We start from the raw sequence: 20572 nt of genomic DNA on the forward strand, positions 1-20572 counted from the left end.
TTGATTGGCACTATCTCGTAATTAAAGAACTTCTGGAGCTAAAGATACGATTTTCATGAAGTTGCTATCACGTAGTTCACGTGCAACTGGTCCGAAAATACGAGTTCCACGAGGTCCTTTATCGTCTTTGATGATGACACATGCGTTCTCATCAAATTTGATGTACGTACCGTCTTTACGGCGAACTCCGCTTTTCGTGCGAACGATTACCGCTTTAACAACGTCACCTTTCTTGACAACGCCACCTGGTGTTGCTTTCTTAACTGTACACACGACGATATCGCCGATGTTAGCAGTCTTGCGGCCTGTACCACCAAGAACTTTAATTGTTAATACTTCACGTGCACCTGAGTTGTCAGCAACTTTCATACGACTCTCTTGTTGGATCATTTAGGTTACCTCCTTCCGGAAAATAAATCGTTCCGAATTATAATTAGATAATAACCGCTTTTTCTACAACTTCCACTAAACGGAAACGTTTTGTAGCTGACAGCGGGCGAGTTTCCATGATGCGTACGATATCTCCTAATTGAGCTTCGTTCATTTCATCATGCGCTTTAAATTTCTTCGAATATTTAACACGCTTGCCGTATAATTTATGCTTTTTGTGAGTTTCAACTAAAACTGTTACAGTCTTATCCATTTTGTCTGAAACTACCCGGCCTGTGTATACTTTGCGTTGGTTACGCTCAGTCATGCCTGAAAACCTCCTTTATCAGTTGTTTGCACTGATTTCTCTTTCGCGAATCACAGTTTTCATACGTGCAATCGCTTTGCGGACTTCACGAATGCGAGCTGTGTTTTCTAATTGACCAGTCGCCAATTGGAAGCGAAGGTTGAAAAGCTCTTCTTTCAGTGATTTTACTTTTTGTTCGATCTCAGCTGTAGTAAGTTCACGGATGTCATTAGCTTTCATTAGATTCACCACCAATTTCTTGACGTTTAACTACTTTACATTTAACAGGAAGCTTGTGAGATGCTAAACGAAGTGCTTCGCGTGCTACCTCTTCAGATACCCCTGCAATTTCAAACATGATTTTTCCTGGTTTAACGACAGCAACCCAGCCTTCAGGTGCCCCTTTACCAGAACCCATACGTACCTCAAGAGGCTTCTTCGTATATGGTTTGTGCGGGAAAATTTTAATCCAAACTTTACCGCCACGTTTCATGTAACGTGTCATTGCAATACGAGCAGACTCAATCTGACGGCTTGTGATCCAGCTTGCTTCAGTTGACTGAAGGCCGAATTCACCAAATGTTACTTCTGTACCGCCTTTTGCTTGTCCGCGCATTTTTCCACGGTGTTGACGACGGTATTTAACGCGTTTAGGCATTAACATATTAGTTGCCTCCTTCCTCAGAGTTCTTCTTAGTCGGAAGGACTTCTCCACGATAGATCCATACTTTTACGCCTAACTTACCATAAGTAGTGTCAGCTTCAGCGTGTGCGTAATCGATATCAGCACGAAGTGTATGAAGTGGAACAGTACCTTCGCTGTAGTGTTCAGCACGTGCGATGTCAGCTCCACCTAGACGACCAGAAACTTGCGTTTTGATCCCTTGTGCGCCAGAACGCATTGTGCGTTGGATAGCTTGTTTTTGTGCGCGACGGAAAGATACACGGCCTTCAAGTTGGCGTGCGATTCCTTCAGCTACTAATTTCGCATCTAAGTCAGCGCGTTTAATTTCAACGATGTTGATGTGTACACGTTTGCCAGTCAAATCGTTTAAAGATTTACGTACAGCTTCAACTTCTGTACCACCTTTACCGATTACCATACCTGGTTTCGCAGTGTGAATTGTAACGTTAACACGTTTTGCAGCACGCTCGATTTCTACTTTAGAAACAGACGCGTCTTTTAGACGTGTGTCGATGAATTGACGAATTTTTAAATCTTCGTGTAAGAGTGTAGCGTAATCCTTCTCTGCGAACCATTTTGATTCCCAGTCACGAATGATACCTACGCGTAACCCTATTGGATGTACTTTTTGACCCACGAATTATCCCTCCTTCTTCTCAGATACCACTAAAGTGATGTGGCTAGTACGTTTGTTAATCGCACTCGCACGACCTTGTGCACGTGGACGGAAACGTTTTAATGTTGGACCTTCATCAACGAAGACCTCAGATACTACTAAGCTGTTAATATCTAAATCATAGTTATGCTCTGCGTTAGCGATAGCTGATTTCAAAAGCTTTTCAACAACCGGTGAAGCAGAACGTGGTGTGTGGTTTAAAATTGCAACAGCTTCGCCAACTTGCTTGCCTCGGATCAAATCAACGACTAATCGTACTTTACGAGGAGCAATGCGCACTGTTCTAGCAACTGCTTTAGCTTGTGCCATGTGGTGTTACCTCCTCTCAATTAGCGTCTTGTTTTCTTATCGTCAGCACCGTGACCTTTATAAGCACGTGTTGGTGCGAACTCGCCTAATTTGTGTCCAACCATATCTTCAGTAACGTATACAGGCACGTGTTTACGACCATCGTAGACTGCAATCGTTAAACCGATAAATGTTGGGAAAATTGTAGAGCGACGAGACCAAGTTTTGATGACAGACTTTTTCTCAGTGTCCTTTTGAGCTTCCACTTTTTTCATTAAGTGATCATCTACAAAAGGTCCTTTTTTCAAGCTACGACCCATTTTGGAACCTCCCTTAGTGATTCCACTACGGCTCCTACGAACCGCAGTTTAACCACTTTATTTTTTACGACGACGAATGATCATTTTGTCGGATTTGTTTTTCTTCTTACGTGTCTTCGCTCCTAGAGTTGGTTTACCCCATGGAGACATTGGAGACTTACGTCCGATTGGCGTACGACCTTCACCACCACCGTGTGGGTGATCGTTCGGGTTCATTACAGATCCACGTACAGTTGGGCGCTTACCTAACCAGCGTGAACGACCTGCTTTACCGATGTTTACTAGTTCGTGTTGTTCGTTTCCTACTTCACCGATTGTTGCACGGCAAACACCTAGGATTAAGCGAACTTCACCAGATTGAAGACGTACGATTACGTACTTACCTTCACGACCTAAAACTTGTGCAGATGTACCAGCTGAACGCACCAGTTGTCCACCTTTACCAGGTTTCATTTCGATGTTGTGGATTGTAGAACCCATTGGGATGTTTTCAAGTGGTAACGCATTACCTACTTTAATATCCGCTTCTGGTCCAGAAATGATTTCCATTCCTACTACTAATCCTTTTGGTGCTAAGATGTAACGTTTTTCTCCATCAACGTAGTTGATCAATGCGATATTAGCCGAACGGTTCGGATCATATTCGATTGTAGCAACGCGGCCTGGAATGCCATCTTTATTGCGTTTGAAATCGATGATACGGTATTGACGCTTGTGGCCACCACCGTGATGACGAACAGTAATTTTACCTTGGTTGTTACGGCCGCCTTTACGCGTCACAGGTGCAAGCAAAGATTTCTCCGGCTTGTTTGTTGTGATTTCAGCATAATCAAGACTAGTCATGTTACGACGTCCGTTTGTGGTCGGTTTATACTTTCTAATCGCCATTGTTTTCCCTCCTTCTTGGTTTTAACTCTTCTATAGAATTAGATCTCGAATAATTCGATTTCTTTGCTGTCTGCAGTCAATGTTACGATTGCTTTACGACGTTTGTTTGTGAATCCGCCGAAACGGCCAACGCGTTTGAATTTTCCTTTGTAGTTCATGATGTTGACTTTCGCCACTTCAACGCCAAAGATTTCTTCGATTGCGCTTTTCACGTTTGTTTTTGTTGCACGAGTGTCCACTTCGAATGTGTACTTTTTCTCGCCCATTAGTTCAGAAGAACGCTCGGTAATGACCGGACGTTTAATAATATCACGTGCTTCCATTATCCAAGCACCTCCTCCACTTTTTCTACAGCTGCTTTAGTCATAATTAATTGATCATGTCCAACAAGATCAAGTACATTGATGCCAGAAGCAGGAAGTACTGTGATTCCAGCGATGTTACGAGCAGATAATGCTACGTTTTCATCAAGATCAGCAGTAACAAATAAAGCTTTTTTCGCGATTGAAAGATCTTTCAATACTTTCGTGAATTCTTTCGTTTTTGGTGCATCGAATGATAATGCATCCACCACCACTAGGCTTTCTTCACGTACCTTAGAAGATAACGCTGAAAGAAGAGCTAAGCGACGAACTTTTTTCGGTAATTTGTAGCTGTAGCTACGTGGTACTGGACCGAATACGATACCACCGCCACGCCATTGTGGAGAGCGGATAGACCCTTGACGAGCACGGCCAGTTCCTTTTTGACGCCATGGCTTACGTCCACCACCAGATACCTCAGAGCGACCTTTCACTTTGTGGTTACCTTGGCGTAGAGAAGCACGTTGCGCAATGATTGCTTCAAACAGTACTGATTCGTTTGGTTCGATACCGAATACTTTATCGCTTAATTCGATTTCACCAACTTCAGAACCTGTTAAGTTTACAACTTTAACTTTTGCCATTCCTGTTTCCTCCTTTCTTCAAAAATTATTTCGATTTAACAGCTGCTTTCACAACTACTAATGATTTACGAGAACCAGGAACATTACCTTTTACTAATAGTAGGTTACGTTCAGCATCGATTTTCACAACTTCTAAGTTTTGAATCGTTACTGTTTGTCCACCCATTTGACCAGGTAATTTCTTTTGTTTAAATACACGGTTCGGAGCAACTGGACCCATTGAACCCGGACGACGGTGGTAACGAGAACCGTGAGACATTGGGCCGCGAGATTGTCCGTGGCGTTTAATTACACCTTGGAAACCTTTACCTTTTGCTACACCTGTTACATCGATTACGTCGCCTTCAGCGAAACTTTCTACATTGACTACTTGACCAACCTCGTAATCAGCAGTATTAAGTCCGCGGAACTCGCGGATGAAGCGCTTAGGAGCAGTGTCCGCTTTCGCTACGTGTCCTTTAGCTGGTTTGTTAGAAAGCTTTTCACGCTTATCTTCGAAACCTAACTGAATTGATTCGTAGCCATCCGTATCAACAGTTTTCTTTTGAAGCACTACGTTTGGTGTTGCTTCGATAACTGTTACTGGGATAAGATCACCGTTCTCAGCAAATACTTGCGTCATACCGATTTTTCTACCTAAGATTCCTTTGGTCATTCGTCACACCTCCTGATAATTGTTTGTTTTTTATTTTTCTACCATTAAAGTTTGATTTCGATATCAACGCCAGATGGTAAATCAAGCTTCATTAACGCATCAACAGTTTGTGGTGTTGGGTTAACGATATCGATCAGACGTTTATGCGTACGCATTTCGAATTGCTCACGAGAATCTTTGTACTTGTGAACAGCACGCAAGATTGTGTACGTCGACTTCTCAGTTGGAAGTGGGATCGGACCTGATACACTAGCACCTGAACGCTTCGCAGTTTCAACGATTTTCTCAGCTGATTGATCAAGAATTCTGTGATCATACGCTTTTAAACGGATACGAATTTTTTGTTTTGCCATTATTTTCCCTCCTTTTCGCCTATTTTCTAGACATTCTCCACGAAAATTTTCCAACGCACGCGCCATGGCAAAGCGGCCGGGTGTGTCGGTAACCTCTCGCTTCATCGCAGTCAAAGACCAACATTCAACATTATAACTAAAATAAAAAGAATCCGCAAGTGTTTTAGCGAATTCTTTTTTACTTCTCTATATTCTTTTATAAAATCATGGCCGCTACCCATCCGAATGCGATAAGCGGGATGTTGTAGTGGATGAAGGTTGGAATTGTCGTGTCCCAAATATGATTGTGTTGACTATCTGCATTCAATCCGGAAGTTGGCCCGAGGGTTGAATCCGATGCTGGTGAACCGGCATCTCCAAGTGCTCCTGCCGTTCCAATTAAAGCGATGATGGCCATAGGGCTAAAACCAACCTCAATTGCAAATGGAACAAACAATGAGGCAATGATAGGGATCGTCGCAAACGAAGAACCAATTCCTAAGGTGACGATTAAGCCAACCACCAACATCAGTAACGCGGCTAAGCCCTGATTGTTTCCAATGATGCTTGTCGTACTTTCCACGAGTGACTCTACATCACCAGTCGCTGTCATTACATTCGCAAAGCCATTCGCGGAAATCATGACGAAACCGATGAATGCCATCATCTGCATTCCTTCTACTAATACACGGTCCGACTCTGACCAGCGAACGGCACGCGTGATGAAGAGAACCGCAATTCCTGCAATTGCCCCAACAATCATGCTTTCTGTAAGTAGCTGACCAGCCAGTGCTGCAGCTAGAGCTAAGACAGTAAAGAGAATCGTCGTTGGCTTTACTTCAACACGTTCAACTGCAATCTCCTGACTTTCTTGATATGTGCGCTCTTTACGATACGTAATAAATACAGCAACAATCAAACCAACGACAAGTCCCGCTGTAGGAATCAACATCGCTGTCGGTATGTTTGAGCGGTCAATCGTCATCCCTGCCGCTGCCATTTGAGTTGCAATGATATCGTGGAAGATTGCGCCGAATCCGTAAGGTAACAAAATGTAGGGTGCAGTCAATCCAAATGTCAAGATGGATGCCACAAGACGGCGATCTAGTTTCATCTTATTAAATAACGGTAATAACGGCGGAATGAGTAATGGGATAAATGCAATGTGAATCGGAATCACGTTTTGTGAGGCGATTGACATTAACAGAATCGCCGTGAGCAAAAACCATTTGATTGACCCGAAACTGCCCGTCTTTGTTTCTTTTGCCGAATCAATCAGTTTATCGACAAGCCATAGGGGCAATCCTGTACGAGAGATAGCGACTGCAAACCCTCCAAGTAATGCGTAACTGAGGGCGATCGTTGCACCGCTCCCCAGTCCATCTGTAATAGCTTTAAGTGTGGCAGCAAGATCCATCCCGGAAATCAATCCCCCGGTTAGTGCGCCTATAAGTAATGCGATGACCACATTCACGCGTAGTAAACTAAGTACGAGCATGAGGAGGACCGCAATTAATACTGCGTTCATGATGAGTTCCTCTTTTCTTTCTTAATACAGTTCTTATTGATACTACTAAAACACTTTACTCTGCTAAACAAGTAGAGTATTAAAGTGAACAATCGTTATAATAACATGCTGATATTTGGTTGTCAATACGTGCGTATTCCATCAAATAAATAATAAAAAGGCACCTGGAATAGGTACCTTCGTTATTCATTCTCCAATTTTTTAATATATTTCTTCAACTTCTTTAAATCTTCTCCTGTATACCGAGGGTACTTCGGATCCATTTTCTCCAGCAATTGAATCATAATTTCAGTCACCAATCTGCGACTGTGCCATTCATCATCGGCTGGCAGCACATACCACGGACAATAGCTCGTAGATGTATTATTTAACATTTCCTCAAAGATCTTATGATACTCATCCCAATGCTCTCGTTCCTCTACATCGGCAAATGAAAACTCCCAATGCTTCTCCGGATTCTTCATCCGTTCAAGCAGTCGATCTTTTTGTTCGTCTTTCGACATGTGGAAGAAGAACTTCACGATATGAATTCCATTTTCGTATAAGTACTTCTCGTAATCGTTGATCTGACGGTAGCGCAAGTTCCAGATGGAATTTTTGTCCGCATGCTCTGGGATGTCCCCATCTTCAAGCAAATCATGGATACGTGGTGCAATCACTTCTTCATAGTAGGAACGATTTAAGATACCAATCTCCCCTCGAGCGGGCAGTCCTTCTTGAATGCGCCAAAGGTAATCGTGCTTCTTCTCATCTTCCGATGGCTTTTCAAGGGTTGTCGTCTTGAGACCTTGAGCACTCAAGTTCGAGAAAATGTAACTAATCGCTTCATCTTTCCCTGCTGCATCCATTGCCTGTAATACGACGAGGATACCACGCTTTTCTTCTGCATGCAGTTTATGATGAAGTTCTTTCATCCGAGCGACAAGATCCGGGATAACTTCCTGACGAATCTGTTCATTGTCTTTCTTCTTACCTTCCGTTGTCGGATAGTCTTTCAGCTTAATTTCTTTGGTGCATGGAATTTTATAATCTGTGATCTTCATAGGGTTGCCTCCATGTCAGTATACGACTCTGTACCCGCAGGTGCGTTTTTGCAAACTAGGAGGGGGAGCTGGAGTGGGAAGGGCTTGCTAGGAAGGGCTTGGGTGGTTGGGGGTTAAAAGTGAGGGTAAGACATGTGGATTTTTAAGTGAGGAAGGAGAATGGACCGGGTAGATGGCTCGAATGGGCTCCGTGCTGTTTTCGACATTTCTGGAAGAACGGCTTCCGCATCTAAAGTAATCGAGTTGCGCAGGCTTGAAATCCATGCCAAATGCCATCGCGGCCAGAGAAGCCAAGAGCGCTTCTCTGGCCACGCTGTCATTTGACAGAATTTCAGGGCGAGCCTGCTCCACATCTAGAAATATAAAAACCCTCTCCAGCGTCCCGGAGAGGGTGAAAGATCAGCAAAAGCTGAAATTATTTAGTGATAGAAGCAACTACACCAGCACCAACAGTACGTCCACCCTCACGGATAGAGAACTTAGTACCTTCTTCAAGCGCGATTGGAGCGATAAGAGCAACAGTCATTTCGATGTTGTCTCCAGGCATAACCATTTCAACGCCTTCTGGTAAGTTACATACACCAGTTACGTCCGTTGTACGGAAGTAGAACTGTGGACGGTAGTTAGAGAAGAATGGAGTGTGACGTCCACCCTCTTCTTTAGAAAGAACATAAACCTCAGCTTTGAACTCAGTGTGTGGAGTGATTGTGCCTGGTTTAGCTAATACTTGTCCACGTTGGATATCTTCACGAGAAACCCCACGAAGAAGTGCACCGATGTTGTCTCCAGCTTCTGCATAGTCAAGAAGCTTACGGAACATTTCTACACCAGTTACAGTAGTAGATTTTGGCTCTTCAACGATACCGATGATGTCTACAACGTCTCCGACTTTAACTTGTCCACGCTCAACACGACCAGTAGCAACTGTACCACGACCAGTGATTGAGAACACGTCCTCAACTGGCATCATGAATGGCTTGTCAGTTTGGCGCTCAGGTGTTGGGATGTAAGAGTCAACAGCGTCCATCAATTCGATGATTTTTTCTTCCCACTCTTCTTCGCCTTCAAGAGCTTTAAGAGCAGAACCTTTGATTACAGGAATATCGTCACCTGGGAAATCATATTCAGATAATAGGTCACGTACTTCCATTTCTACTAATTCAAGTAGCTCTTCGTCGTCCACCATATCACATTTGTTCATGAATACAACTAGGTAAGGAACACCTACTTGACGAGAAAGAAGGATGTGCTCACGAGTTTGTGGCATTGGGCCGTCAGCAGCAGATACTACTAAGATCCCGCCGTCCATTTGTGCAGCACCAGTGATCATGTTTTTAACATAGTCAGCGTGACCTGGGCAGTCAACGTGTGCATAGTGACGAGTAGCAGTTTCATACTCAACGTGAGAAGTGTTGATTGTGATTCCGCGCTCTTTTTCTTCTGGAGCGTTATCGATTTGGTCGTAAGAACGAGCCTCACCGCCAAGACGCTTAGAAAGAACAGTCGCGATAGCAGCTGTTAAAGTTGTTTTACCGTGGTCAACGTGACCGATAGTACCGATGTTAGCATGTGTTTTGGAACGATCGAATTTTTCTTTAGCCATTAGAGTAAATCCTCCTCAGAATATTGTTTATTTTATGACAAAAGCGAGAGGGCAAGCCCTCTACTTTCATTCACTACAGATAGTTATACTTTAAATAGAGGTGAATTTCAATTATTCACCTTTATTTTTTTTGATGATCTCTTCAGAGATTGATTTAGGAACTTCTTCATAATGATCAAATGTCATTGAGAATGTTCCGCGACCTTGTGTGTTTGAACGAAGAGATGTTGCATACCCGAACATTTCAGCAAGTGGAACCATTGCACGAACTACTTGTGCGTTTCCGCGAGCTTCCATACCTTCAACGCGTCCACGACGTGACGTGATGTCACCCATGATATCGCCTAGGTATTCTTCAGGAATAACAACTTCAACTTTCATAACAGGCTCTAGAAGAGCTGGGTTAACTTTAGATACTGCGTTTTTCAATGCCATAGAAGCGGCAATTTTGAACGCCATCTCATTCGAGTCAACATCGTGGTATGAACCATCGAATAATTTAGCTTTCAAATCGATGATTGGGTAACCTGCTAACATACCGTTATCTAAAGAGTCACGAAGACCCGCTTCGATAGCTGGAATGTATTCACGTGGAACAACCCCACCGACGATTGCGTTTTCGAATTCAAAGCCTTTACCTTCTTCGTTTGGAGAGAACTCGATCCAAACGTGACCGAATTGACCACGACCACCAGACTGGCGGACGAACTTTCCTTCAACTTTAGCAGTATCACGGATTGTCTCACGGTAAGATACTTGTGGAGCACCTACGTTCGCTTCAACTTTGAATTCACGGCGCATACGGTCAACTAGGATATCAAGGTGAAGTTCACCCATACCTGAGATGATCGTTTGGCCCGTTTCTTGGTCCGTGTGTGCACGGAACGTTGGATCCTCGTCTTGAAGTTTCTGTAGAGCTTGACCCATTTTATCTTGGTCAGCTTTTGATTTTGGTTCAACAGATAATGAGATAACTGGCTCTGGGAAGTCCATAGACTCAAGGATAACTAGGCTCTTTTCATCACATAGTGTATCTCCAGTTGTTGTGTCTTTAAGACCAACAGCAGCAGCGATATCTCCTGCATATACTTTAGAAATCTCTTCACGTGAGTTAGCGTGCATTTGTAGGATACGACCTACGCGCTCACGCTTCCCTTTTGTTGAGTTCTGAACATATGATCCAGAATCCAATGTACCTGAGTACACACGGAAGAATGTTAATTTACCAACGTAAGGATCTGTCATAACTTTGAATGCAAGTGCAGAGAATGGAGCTTCATCAGATGGCTCACGTACTAGCTCTTCATCAGAGTCTGGGTCGATACCTTTCATTGGAGCTACATCAAGTGGAGAAGGCAAGTATGCGATAACCGCATCTAGCATCTTCTGAACACCTTTGTTTTTGAACGCAGTACCACAAACTACTGGGTAGAACTCAACGTTTACAGTACCTTTACGGATACCTTCGATTAGTTCTTCATTTGTGATTTCTTCGCCACCAAGGTATTTTTCCATAAGTTCTTCATCAAGTTCAGCAACCGCTTCAACTAACTTTTCACGGTACTCTTCAGCTTGCGCTTTGTACTCTTCTGGAATTTCTACTTCTTGGATATCTGTACCAAGGTCGTTTCCGTACATCGTAGCTGTCATTGCCACTAGGTCAATGATGCCTGTGAAGTCATCTTCTGCACCGATTGGTAATTGGATTGGGTGAGCGTTTGCTTCCAAACGATCGTGTAATGTTTTTACAGAGTACAAGAAGTCTGCACCTGTTTTATCCATTTTGTTGATGAAAACGATACGTGGTACGCCGTAAGTTGTAGCTTGACGCCATACTGTTTCCGTTTGTGGTTCTACACCTGATTGTGCATCAAGTACAGTTACCGCACCATCAAGTACACGTAGTGAACGTTCAACTTCAACTGTGAAGTCTACGTGTCCTGGTGTATCGATGATGTTTACGCGGTGCTCTTTCCATGCAGCTGTTGTAGCAGCTGAAGTGATTGTGATTCCGCGCTCTTGCTCTTGCTCCATCCAGTCCATTTGTGAAGCACCTTCGTGCGTTTCACCAATTTTGTGGATACGGCCAGTGTAATAAAGGATACGCTCAGTCGTTGTTGTTTTACCAGCATCGATGTGGGCCATGATTCCGATATTACGTGTTTTCTGTAATGAGAATTCGCGAGCCATTATATAGTCTCCTTCCACTTCGGATTAGCGTGACTAGATAGGAATAAATCCTACCAGCGGTAGTGAGCGAATGCTTTGTTCGCTTCTGCCATTTTGTGCATATCTTCGCGCTTCTTAACAGAAGCACCCGTGTTGTTAGACGCATCTAGGATTTCATTCGCTAAACGCTCTTCCATTGTTTTCTCACCACGTAGACGAGAATAGTTAACTAGGTAACGAAGACCTAAAGTAGAACGACGGTCAGGGCGAACCTCAACTGGCACTTGGTAGTTAGCTCCACCTACACGGCGTGCACGTACTTCAAGTACTGGCATTACATTGTTTAAAGCAGCTTCGAATACTTCTAGTGGATCTTTACCAGAACGCTCTTTTACTAATTCGAACGCTCCATAAAGAATCTTTTGAGAAGTACCTCTTTTACCATCAATCATCATTTTATTAATTAAGCGTGTTACGAGCTTTGAATTGTAAATTGGATCTGGTAACACGTCACGTTTGGAAACAGGACCTTTACGAGGCATGTGTTTTCCTCCTTTCAAAGATTGTTACGATTTATAGTGCGAAATTATTTCTTTTCTTTCGGACGCTTAGTACCGTATAGTGAACGGCTTTGCATACGACCATTAACACCAGCAGTATCAAGTGCACCACGAACGATGTGGTAACGTACCCCTGGTAAATCTTTTACTCGACCGCCACGGATAAGTACAACGCTGTGCTCTTGAAGGTTGTGACCTTCTCCTGGAATGTAAGCAGTTACTTCCAGTGTGTTCGTTAAACGTACACGAGCATATTTACGAAGAGCCGAGTTCGGTTTCTTCGGTGTCATTGTACCAACACGCGTACAAACCCCACGCTTTTGAGGCGAGTTTAAGTTTGTCGTAGATTTTTTAAAGCTGTTGTAGCCTTTTCCTAGTGCTGGTGATTTTGACTTAGTAACGTTGGATTTACGAGGCTTACGGACCAATTGGTTAATTGTAGGCATCGATTTGTCCTCCCTTCATTTAGTTGTTGATTTAAGACCACACATCCAGGTGGTTCATTTTTAGGTAAAAAACAAAGGCTTTGTGAAATTCACAAAAACCGTGAGTCAGTAATTGCCACAACCGAAGCGTTGACCCGAAGGCCCGCCACTTTCCCAAGCATTTGTTTGGATGGTACATAGCTGACTGGGATGCCATGCTGTTTAGCCGCTTCCAGTACCGGTGCTATGACGTGCATTTCTGCGTCCATCGCAACAATAATTTCAGATAAAGACCCGTTTCGTGCAGCTTTTACTGCTTGCTTTGTACCGATGATCGTCTTGTCTGCTTGCTTCACTTTTTCATAAGACATTTGCATATCCTCCAAAGCGGTCAAGTCATAGAACTATCAACCTTAAACATATTATCATCTCTACAGAATCGTGTCAACATGAAACAAGAAAAAAGTAACGGGTATTCTCTCAGGAGAGAACACCCGCCACAAATGTATGGCTTACTCAGCGCTTACTGTTTCTAAATCTTCTTCTAACTCGTCTTTTGCTAAGCGCAATTGACGGTAGCGTTGCATTCCCGTACCTGCTGGTACAAGTTTACCGATGATAACATTCTCTTTAAGACCAAGCAACTCATCACGTTTTCCTTTGATTGCTGCATCTGTAAGGACACGAGTTGTCTCCTGGAATGACGCGGCAGATAAGAAGGATTCCGTTTCAAGAGATGCTTTTGTGATCCCCAGGATAACTGGACGACAAGTTGCCGGAAGTTTTCCTTCAAGAACAGCATCACGATTTGCTTCAGCGAACTGATGTACATCCAGAAGTGAACCTGGAAGGAGCTCTGTTTCACCAGCTTCGATGACGCGGACTTTACGAAGCATTTGGCGAACCATCACTTCGATGTGCTTGTCTCCGATTTCTACCCCTTGCATACGGTATACTTTCTGAACTTCTTTCAGCAAGTACAATTGAACGGTGTTGACATCTTTGACGCGAAGAAGTTCTTTCGGATCGATTGAACCTTCTGTCATGACTTGACCACGTTCCACTGTATCGCCTTCTACTACTTTCAGACGGGCATTGTATGGTGCCAAGTATTTGCGTGTCTCCACGTCGCCTTGGACTGTAATTTCTTTTTGGCCTTCACGAATTTCATCGACCTTCTCAATCGTCCCATGAACTTCAGAGATCACAGCTTGTCCTTTCGGATTACGCGCCTCGAAGATTTCCTGGATACGTGGAAGACCTTGTGTAATATCGTCTCCGGCAACCCCACCTGTGTGGAATGTACGCATCGTTAACTGTGTACCTGGTTCTCCAATAGACTGGGCAGCGATGATACCAACAGCTTCCCCAACTTCTACTGTGTCGCCTGTTGCAAGGTTTAGACCATAACATTTCTTACAAACACCATGTTTTGTATTACATGTGAATGCAGAGCGGATCGTTAATTTCTCAAGACCTGCTTCTGCAATATCACGTGCAACGTCTTGTGTAATCAGGCCGTCTTTCTCTACGATGACTGCACCTGTTTCCGGATGGAACACAGTTTTCTTCGTGTGACGTCCAACGATACGCTCGCCGAACTCCTCAATAACTTCTGTACCTTCCATAAGTGAACCAATTTCAAGACCGCGGTCTGTGCCACAATCGTCTTCACGAACGATGACATCTTGTGCAACGTCAACAAGTCGACGTGTCAAGTAACCTGAGTCAGCTGTTTTCAGGGCTGTATCGGCAAGACCTTTACGCGCACCGTGAGTTGAGATGAAGTATTCAAGTACTGTCAGACCTTCACGGAAGGAAGATTTGATTGGTAACTCGATGATACGACCAGCCGGGTTGGCCATCAGACCCCGCATCCCTGCAAGCTGCGTGAAGTTGGACGCGTTACCACGTGCTCCAGAGTCTTGCATCATGAAGATTGGGTTCAATTTATCAAGAGATTGCATCAGCTTGTCTTGGATGACTTCTTTTGCTTTACTCCACTGGCTAATAACACTTGCATAACGCTCGTCTTCCGTGATCAAACCGCGACGGAATTGCTTTGTTACTTTGTCCACTTTGCTTTGCGCTTCTTCAAGGATTTCGCCTTTGTCCGGTAATACTACGATATCGGAAATCCCGATTGTAATACCTGCACGAGTCGAGTGTTTGAATCCTAGAGCCTTCATGCGGTCAAGCATTTTAGACGTTTCCGTGATGTGGAATTGTTTAAATACTTCCGCGATGATGTTTCCAAGAATCTTTTTCTTGAATGGAGATACTAGTTCCACGTCTTCGAAATGTTTTTTCACATCTGTATTCGTTGGAACGAAGTATTTCGCAGGCGTTTCTACTTGTAAGTTAAAGTCAGTCGGTTCGTTGATGTATGGGAATTCCTCTGGAAGGATTTCATTGAAAATCACTTTACCAACTGTCGTTAATAACAACATTTTATTTTGTTCTTCTGTAAACGTTTGGTTGTTTAAAGAAGCTGCAGAAATTGCAATACGTGAGTGCAAATGAACATGTCCATTTGTATACGCTAATAACACTTCATCTGGACCGTAGAAGACAGAACCTTCACCACGTGCCCCTTGACGCTCAAGAGTTAAGTAGTAGTTTCCTAATACCATATCCTGAGATGGTGTAACAACTGGTTTCCCGTCTTTCGGGTTCAAGATGTTTTGTGCAGCAAGCATGAGAAGACGAGCTTCTGCTTGAGCTTCTGCTGATAACGGAACGTGAACCGCCATTTGGTCACCATCGAAGTCGGCGTTGTACGCTGTACAGACGAGTGGGTGTAGACGGATGGCACGACCTTCAACAAGTGTTGGTTCAAATGCCTGGATTCCTAATCGGTGAAGCGTTGGTGCACGGTTTAGTAATACTGGATGCTCACGAATGACGTCTTCAAGTACATCCCACACTTCAGAATGCAGACGCTCAATTTTGCGTTTTGCTGATTTGATGTTGTGTGCTAGGCCACGTTCTACCAATTCTTTCATTACGAAAGGCTTGAATAGCTCGATCGCCATTTCTTTTGGAAGACCACACTGGTACATCTTCAAGTTAGGACCTACAACGATAACCGAACGACCAGAATAGTCAACACGTTTACCAAGTAAGTTCTGACGGAAACGCCCTTGCTTCCCTTTCAGCATGTGTGATAGTGATTTCAATGGACGGTTACCTGGTCCAGTAACTGGACGGCCACGACGACCATTGTCAATCAGTGCATCCACGGCTTCTTGAAGCATACGCTTTTCATTTTGAACGATGATGCTTGGGGCACCAAGGTCAAGAAGACGTTTTAGACGGTTGTTCCGGTTGATTACACGGCGGTACAAGTCATTTAAGTCAGACGTTGCGAAACGACCACCATCTAACTGTACCATCGGACGTAATTCCGGTGGGATAACAGGAAGAACATCAAGGATCATCCAGTCTGGTTTGTTTCCAGAGTTACGGAATGATTCCACTACTTCAAGACGTTTAATCGCACGTGTACGACGTTGGCCTTGAGCCGTTTTCAATTCTTCTTTTAATGTTTCGGTTTCTTTCTCAAGGTCGATTTCCTCAAGCAGACGTTTGATCGCTTCTGCTCCCATAGCTGCTTGGAATTTCGTACCGAATTTATCGCGGTATGCGCGGTATTCTTTTTCAGAAAGAAGTTGTTTCTTTTCAAGCGGCGTATCCGCTGGATCAACCACGACGTATGAAGCGAAGTAAATGACTTCTTCTAAAGAACGTGGCGACATATCTAAAATTAAGCCCATGCGGCTTGGAATGCCTTTGAAGTACCAAATATGTGACACAGGAGCTGCAAGCTCAATATGACCCATACGCTCACGACGTACTTTTGCACGTGTGACTTCTACTCCACAGCGGTCACAAACGACGCCTTTATAGCGAACACGTTTGTATTTTCCGCAGTGACATTCCCAGTCCTTTGTAGGACCGAAAATACGTTCACAGAACAACCCATCTTTCTCAGGTTTCAGTGTACGGTAGTTAATTGTTTCTGGTTTTTTGACTTCTCCATAAGACCACGAACGAATCTTGTCTGGTGAAGCAAGACCAATTTTCATATATTCGAAGTTATTAACGTCTATCAAGGAGCCTACCTCCCTCTAGTGTTGTCTTGAAAAGACTTTAAGCAGCTCTGCTTTTAGATAGGCGGGAAGAGACGAACCCTCCCGCAAACATTCATTTATTCTACTGATCCGGCTGTTTCTTCTGCCACTGGAGGCAAGATGCCTAGTGCTTCTGCTGACGGAAGATCTTCATCTTCTTCTAAATCACGAAGCTCAATTTCTTCGTCATTGATCGTCATCATCTTCACGTCCATACCTAATGACTGAAGCTCTTTGATTAATACTTTGAATGATTCTGGAACACCAGGTTCTGGAACGCTCTCGCCTTTAACGATGGCTTCGTATGTTTTCACACGACCCACCACGTCATCGGATTTCACTGTCAAGATTTCTTGAAGTGTGTACGCAGCTCCATATGCCTCAAGTGCCCAAACCTCCATCTCACCGAAACGCTGTCCACCAAACTGAGCTTTACCACCCAGTGGCTGTTGCGTAACTAATGAGTAAGGTCCTGTTGACCGTGCATGAAGTTTGTCATCAACCATGTGTGCAAGTTTGATCATGTACATGATTCCGACAGATACACGGTTATCGAATGGTTCACCAGAGCGGCCATCGTATAGTACGGTTTTCCCGTCACGATTCATCCCTGCTTCTTCCATTGTCGCCCATACATCTTCTTCATTCGCACCATCGAATACTGGAGAAGCCATGTGTAAGCCCAGTGTACGAGCAGCCATACCAAGGTGTAGCTCAAGTACCTGACCAATGTTCATACGTGATGGAACCCCAAGCGGGTTCAACATGATGTCGACTGGTGTACCGTCTGGAAGGAAAGGCATATCTTCTTCAGGCAAGATGCGTGAGATAACCCCTTTATTTCCGTGACGACCGGCCATTTTATCTCCAACAGAGATTTTACGTTTTTGCACGATGTACGCACGAACCAGTTGGTTCACACCCGGTGGAAGCTCATCGCCGTCTTCACGGTTGAACACTTTCACGTCCAAGATGATCCCGCCTGCACCGTGAGGTACACGTAGAGAGGTATCACGAACTTCACGTGCTTTTTCACCGAAGATTGCGTGTAACAGGCGTTCTTCAGCTGTTAATTCCGTAACCCCTTTAGGTGTTACTTTACCAACTAAGATATCGCCATCACGTACTTCAGCCCCAATACGGATGATTCCGCGGTCGTCTAAGTTACGAAGTGCTTCTTCACCGACATTTGGAATGTCACGTGTGATTTCTTCCGGTCCAAGCTTCGTGTCACGAGACTCTGACTCATACTCTTCAATATGGACAGATGTGTACACGTCGTCTTTCACAAGACGTTCACTCATGATGACCGCATCCTCGTAGTTGTATCCATCCCATGTCATGAAGGCAACAAGAACGTTACGGCCAAGCGCAAGCTCTCCTGCTTCCATAGAAGGACCATCTGCAAGAATGTCTTTAGGTTTCACGACATCACCGACACGAACGATCGGGCGTTGGTTATAGCTTGTCCCTTGGTTCGAACGAATGAACTTTTGAAGTTTATACGTAGTTAAGTCGCCTTTTACTTCTTTGCCATCGACTTCTTCGATGCGGCGAACGCGAATTTCTTTTGCTTCGACGTGTTCGACGATACCATGGTACTTTGCTACCACAGCAGCCCCTGAATCACGTGCGTTGACGTGCTCCATACCTGTTCCAACAAACGGTGCTTCCGGGTTTAAAAGAGGCACGGCTTGACGTTGCATGTTCGCTCCCATAAGGGCACGGTTGGAGTCATCGTTTTCTAAGAACGGGATACATGCTGTCGCAGCCGAAACAACTTGCTTCGGTGATACATCCATGTAATCGATCTGCTCACGGCGGAAGACCGTGTTATCTCCACGGAAGCGTCCTACAACTTCTTCGTTCTCAAAGCCACCCTCATCCGTTAAGATGGAGTTTGCTTGTGCCACTACGTAGTTATCTTCTTCGTCCGCTGTTAGATAATCGATACGGCTAGTCACAAGACCTGTTTCCGGATCGACGCGACGATATGGTGTTTCGATGAAACCGAACTTATTCACTTTCGCAAAGCTAGAAAGTGAGTTGATCAGTCCAATGTTTGGACCCTCTGGCGTTTCAATCGGACACATACGACCATAGTGAGAGTAGTGAACGTCACGTACTTCGAATCCAGCACGCTCACGTGTTAAACCACCAGGCCCGAGTGCCGATAGACGACGTTTGTGCGTCAGTTCCGCAAGTGGGTTTGTCTGATCCATGAACTGAGAAAGCTGTGAGCTTCCGAAGAACTCTTTGATCGACGCAATCACTGGACGGATGTTGATTAACTGCTGGGGCACGATTGATTGTGTGTCATTAATTGACATACGTTCACGTACCACACGTTCCATACGGGATAGACCGATACGGAATTGGTTTTGCAGAAGCTCACCAACGGAACGCAGACGACGATTTCCTAGGTGATCGATATCATCCGTGTTTCCAACGTTGTATAAAAGGTTAAAGAAGTAAGAAATTGAAGAAATGATATCCGCAGGTGTGATATTTTTAATTTCTTCCGCCACATACGCATTGCTGATGACGTTGATTTCTTTTTGATTCTCGTCATTTGGTGCATAGATTTTCACCGACTGAATCGTGATATCGTCTTCTAACACGCCACCAACTTGTGAAAGCGTTTTGAAGCCGATGCCATTTTCTAAGTTCGGAATTAAACGGTCAAGCACGCGACGATCAATCATTGTGCCTTCTTCTACAAGAATTTCACCTGTTTCAGGATCAACGAGTGTTTCAGCAATCGTTTGGTTGAATAGACGGTTCTTGATGTGTAACTTTTTATTCATTTTGTAACGACCCACGTTCGCTAAATCGTAACGCTTCGCGTCAAAGAAACGGGAATAAAGAAGGTTTTTTGCACTCTCTACTGTAGGCGGCTCGCCCGGACGAAGACGCTCGTAGATTTCAAGAAGTGCTTTCTCTGTTGTTTCTGTGTTGTCTTTTTCAAGTGTGTTGCGTAAGTATTCGTTGTCTCCAAGAAGATCAATGATTTCTTGGTCAGTTCCAAATCCTAAAGCACGCAATAACACAGTTACCGGTAATTTACGTGTACGGTCGATACGGACATACACAACGTCCTTTGCATCGATTTCATACTCAAGCCAAGCTCCACGGTTTGGGATCACTGTAGCGCCAAAGCCTTTTTTACCGTTTTTATCTGTTTTATCGTGGAAATATACACTAGGGGAACGAACTAATTGAGAAACGATAACACGCTCAGCACCATTGATGATGAATGTGCCTGTTTCTGTCATAAGCGGGAAGTCACCCATGAATACATCTTGCTCTTTTACTTCGTCTGTCTCTTTATTGTGAAGACGAACCTTCACACGTAGTGGTGCAGCATACGTTGCATCACGCTCTTTTGATTCGTCGACGGAATACTTAGGCTCGCCTAATTTGTAGTCCACGAATTCGAGGGATAGGTTCCCCGTAAAATCTTCGATTGGTGAGATATCTTTGAACATTTCACGCAATCCTTCTTCTAAAAACCACTCATAAGATGCCGTCTGAATCTCAATTAGATTCGGAAGATCCAGCACCTCACTAATACGCGCAAAACTTCTGCGCTGGCGGTGTTGTCCGTACTGAACTAGTTGACCTGTCAACTTATTCACCCCTCAA

Annotated in this window: 21 protein-coding genes; all 21 read right to left on the reverse strand. The window is 44.1% G+C overall.

What is annotated here, in order from left to right:
* Positions 1-21 precede the first annotated feature (21 nt).
* The gene (rplN, locus tag ACFO0S_RS09955; RefSeq protein ID WP_094942202.1) at positions 22-390 is read right to left on the reverse strand and encodes a 50S ribosomal protein L14; all 369 of its coding nucleotides are present in this window, start codon (positions 388-390) and stop codon (positions 22-24) included.
* Positions 391-433: 43 nt separating this feature from the next.
* Positions 434-697, reverse strand: a complete 264-nt coding sequence (gene rpsQ, locus ACFO0S_RS09960; protein WP_378141845.1) for a 30S ribosomal protein S17 — start codon at positions 695-697, stop codon at positions 434-436.
* A gap of 18 nt (positions 698-715) precedes the next feature.
* Positions 716-916: a 50S ribosomal protein L29 gene (gene rpmC, locus ACFO0S_RS09965; RefSeq protein WP_053591325.1), complete on the reverse strand. Its 201-nt coding sequence runs from the start codon at positions 914-916 to the stop codon at positions 716-718.
* Complete coding sequence (gene rplP / locus ACFO0S_RS09970) at positions 906-1340, reverse strand: 50S ribosomal protein L16 (RefSeq protein ID WP_204591504.1); 435 nt, start codon at positions 1338-1340, stop codon at positions 906-908. Before rplP ends, rpmC begins: the two co-directional genes overlap by 11 nt.
* A 1-nt stretch (position 1341) precedes the next feature.
* Positions 1342-1998: a 30S ribosomal protein S3 gene (gene rpsC / locus ACFO0S_RS09975; protein WP_378141846.1), complete on the reverse strand. Its 657-nt coding sequence runs from the start codon at positions 1996-1998 to the stop codon at positions 1342-1344.
* Positions 1999-2001: 3 nt separating this feature from the next.
* Positions 2002-2346 (reverse strand): 50S ribosomal protein L22, encoded by a 345-nt coding sequence (gene rplV / locus ACFO0S_RS09980; RefSeq protein ID WP_342526896.1) that lies wholly within the window; start codon positions 2344-2346, stop codon positions 2002-2004.
* A gap of 20 nt (positions 2347-2366) precedes the next feature.
* Positions 2367-2645: a 30S ribosomal protein S19 gene (gene rpsS, locus ACFO0S_RS09985; protein WP_378141847.1), complete on the reverse strand. Its 279-nt coding sequence runs from the start codon at positions 2643-2645 to the stop codon at positions 2367-2369.
* A 57-nt stretch (positions 2646-2702) separates the two neighbouring features.
* Positions 2703-3533, reverse strand: coding sequence for a 50S ribosomal protein L2 (rplB, locus tag ACFO0S_RS09990; RefSeq protein WP_378141848.1), 831 nt, complete (start codon positions 3531-3533; stop codon positions 2703-2705).
* Positions 3534-3571: 38 nt separating this feature from the next.
* Positions 3572-3856: a 50S ribosomal protein L23 gene (gene rplW / locus ACFO0S_RS09995; RefSeq protein ID WP_378141849.1), complete on the reverse strand. Its 285-nt coding sequence runs from the start codon at positions 3854-3856 to the stop codon at positions 3572-3574.
* On the reverse strand, positions 3856-4479 hold the full coding sequence (gene rplD / locus ACFO0S_RS10000; protein WP_378141850.1) for a 50S ribosomal protein L4: 624 nt from the start codon (positions 4477-4479) through the stop codon (positions 3856-3858). The genes rplW and rplD overlap by 1 nt, the downstream gene beginning before the upstream one ends.
* Positions 4480-4504: 25 nt before the next feature.
* Complete coding sequence (rplC, locus tag ACFO0S_RS10005; RefSeq protein ID WP_378141851.1) at positions 4505-5134, reverse strand: 50S ribosomal protein L3; 630 nt, start codon at positions 5132-5134, stop codon at positions 4505-4507.
* Between the two features lie 44 nt (positions 5135-5178).
* Positions 5179-5487 carry a 30S ribosomal protein S10 gene (gene rpsJ / locus ACFO0S_RS10010; RefSeq protein WP_093274779.1) on the reverse strand — a complete coding sequence of 103 codons (309 nt, stop codon included), beginning with the start codon at positions 5485-5487 and terminating at the stop codon, positions 5179-5181.
* Between the two features lie 196 nt (positions 5488-5683).
* Positions 5684-6994: a Na+/H+ antiporter family protein gene (locus ACFO0S_RS10015; protein ID WP_378141852.1), complete on the reverse strand. Its 1311-nt coding sequence runs from the start codon at positions 6992-6994 to the stop codon at positions 5684-5686.
* Between the two features lie 182 nt (positions 6995-7176).
* Positions 7177-8037 carry a PPK2 family polyphosphate kinase gene (locus ACFO0S_RS10020; RefSeq protein ID WP_378141854.1) on the reverse strand — a complete coding sequence of 287 codons (861 nt, stop codon included), beginning with the start codon at positions 8035-8037 and terminating at the stop codon, positions 7177-7179.
* Positions 8038-8452: 415 nt separating this feature from the next.
* A complete protein-coding gene (tuf, locus tag ACFO0S_RS10025) occupies positions 8453-9640 on the reverse strand; it encodes an elongation factor Tu (RefSeq protein ID WP_378141855.1) in 1188 nt (395 codons plus the stop codon).
* A 111-nt stretch (positions 9641-9751) separates the two neighbouring features.
* Positions 9752-11830, reverse strand: a complete 2079-nt coding sequence (gene fusA, locus ACFO0S_RS10030; protein WP_378141857.1) for an elongation factor G — start codon at positions 11828-11830, stop codon at positions 9752-9754.
* Positions 11831-11880: 50 nt separating this feature from the next.
* Positions 11881-12351 (reverse strand): 30S ribosomal protein S7, encoded by a 471-nt coding sequence (gene rpsG / locus ACFO0S_RS10035; RefSeq protein WP_094942216.1) that lies wholly within the window; start codon positions 12349-12351, stop codon positions 11881-11883.
* A 44-nt stretch (positions 12352-12395) separates the two neighbouring features.
* Positions 12396-12815, reverse strand: coding sequence for a 30S ribosomal protein S12 (rpsL, locus tag ACFO0S_RS10040; RefSeq protein ID WP_094942217.1), 420 nt, complete (start codon positions 12813-12815; stop codon positions 12396-12398).
* 89 nt (positions 12816-12904) lie between these two features.
* The gene (locus ACFO0S_RS10045; RefSeq protein ID WP_378141858.1) at positions 12905-13165 is read right to left on the reverse strand and encodes a ribosomal L7Ae/L30e/S12e/Gadd45 family protein; all 261 of its coding nucleotides are present in this window, start codon (positions 13163-13165) and stop codon (positions 12905-12907) included.
* 141 nt (positions 13166-13306) lie between these two features.
* The gene (gene rpoC, locus ACFO0S_RS10050) at positions 13307-16909 is read right to left on the reverse strand and encodes a DNA-directed RNA polymerase subunit beta' (RefSeq protein ID WP_378141859.1); all 3603 of its coding nucleotides are present in this window, start codon (positions 16907-16909) and stop codon (positions 13307-13309) included.
* 95 nt (positions 16910-17004) lie between these two features.
* Positions 17005-20556: a DNA-directed RNA polymerase subunit beta gene (gene rpoB, locus ACFO0S_RS10055; protein ID WP_378141860.1), complete on the reverse strand. Its 3552-nt coding sequence runs from the start codon at positions 20554-20556 to the stop codon at positions 17005-17007.
* Positions 20557-20572: the final 16 nt, after the last annotated feature.

Source organism: Chryseomicrobium palamuruense, from assembly GCF_042649045.1.
GTDB classification, from domain to species: Bacteria; Bacillota; Bacilli; order Bacillales_A; family Planococcaceae; genus Chryseomicrobium; species Chryseomicrobium palamuruense.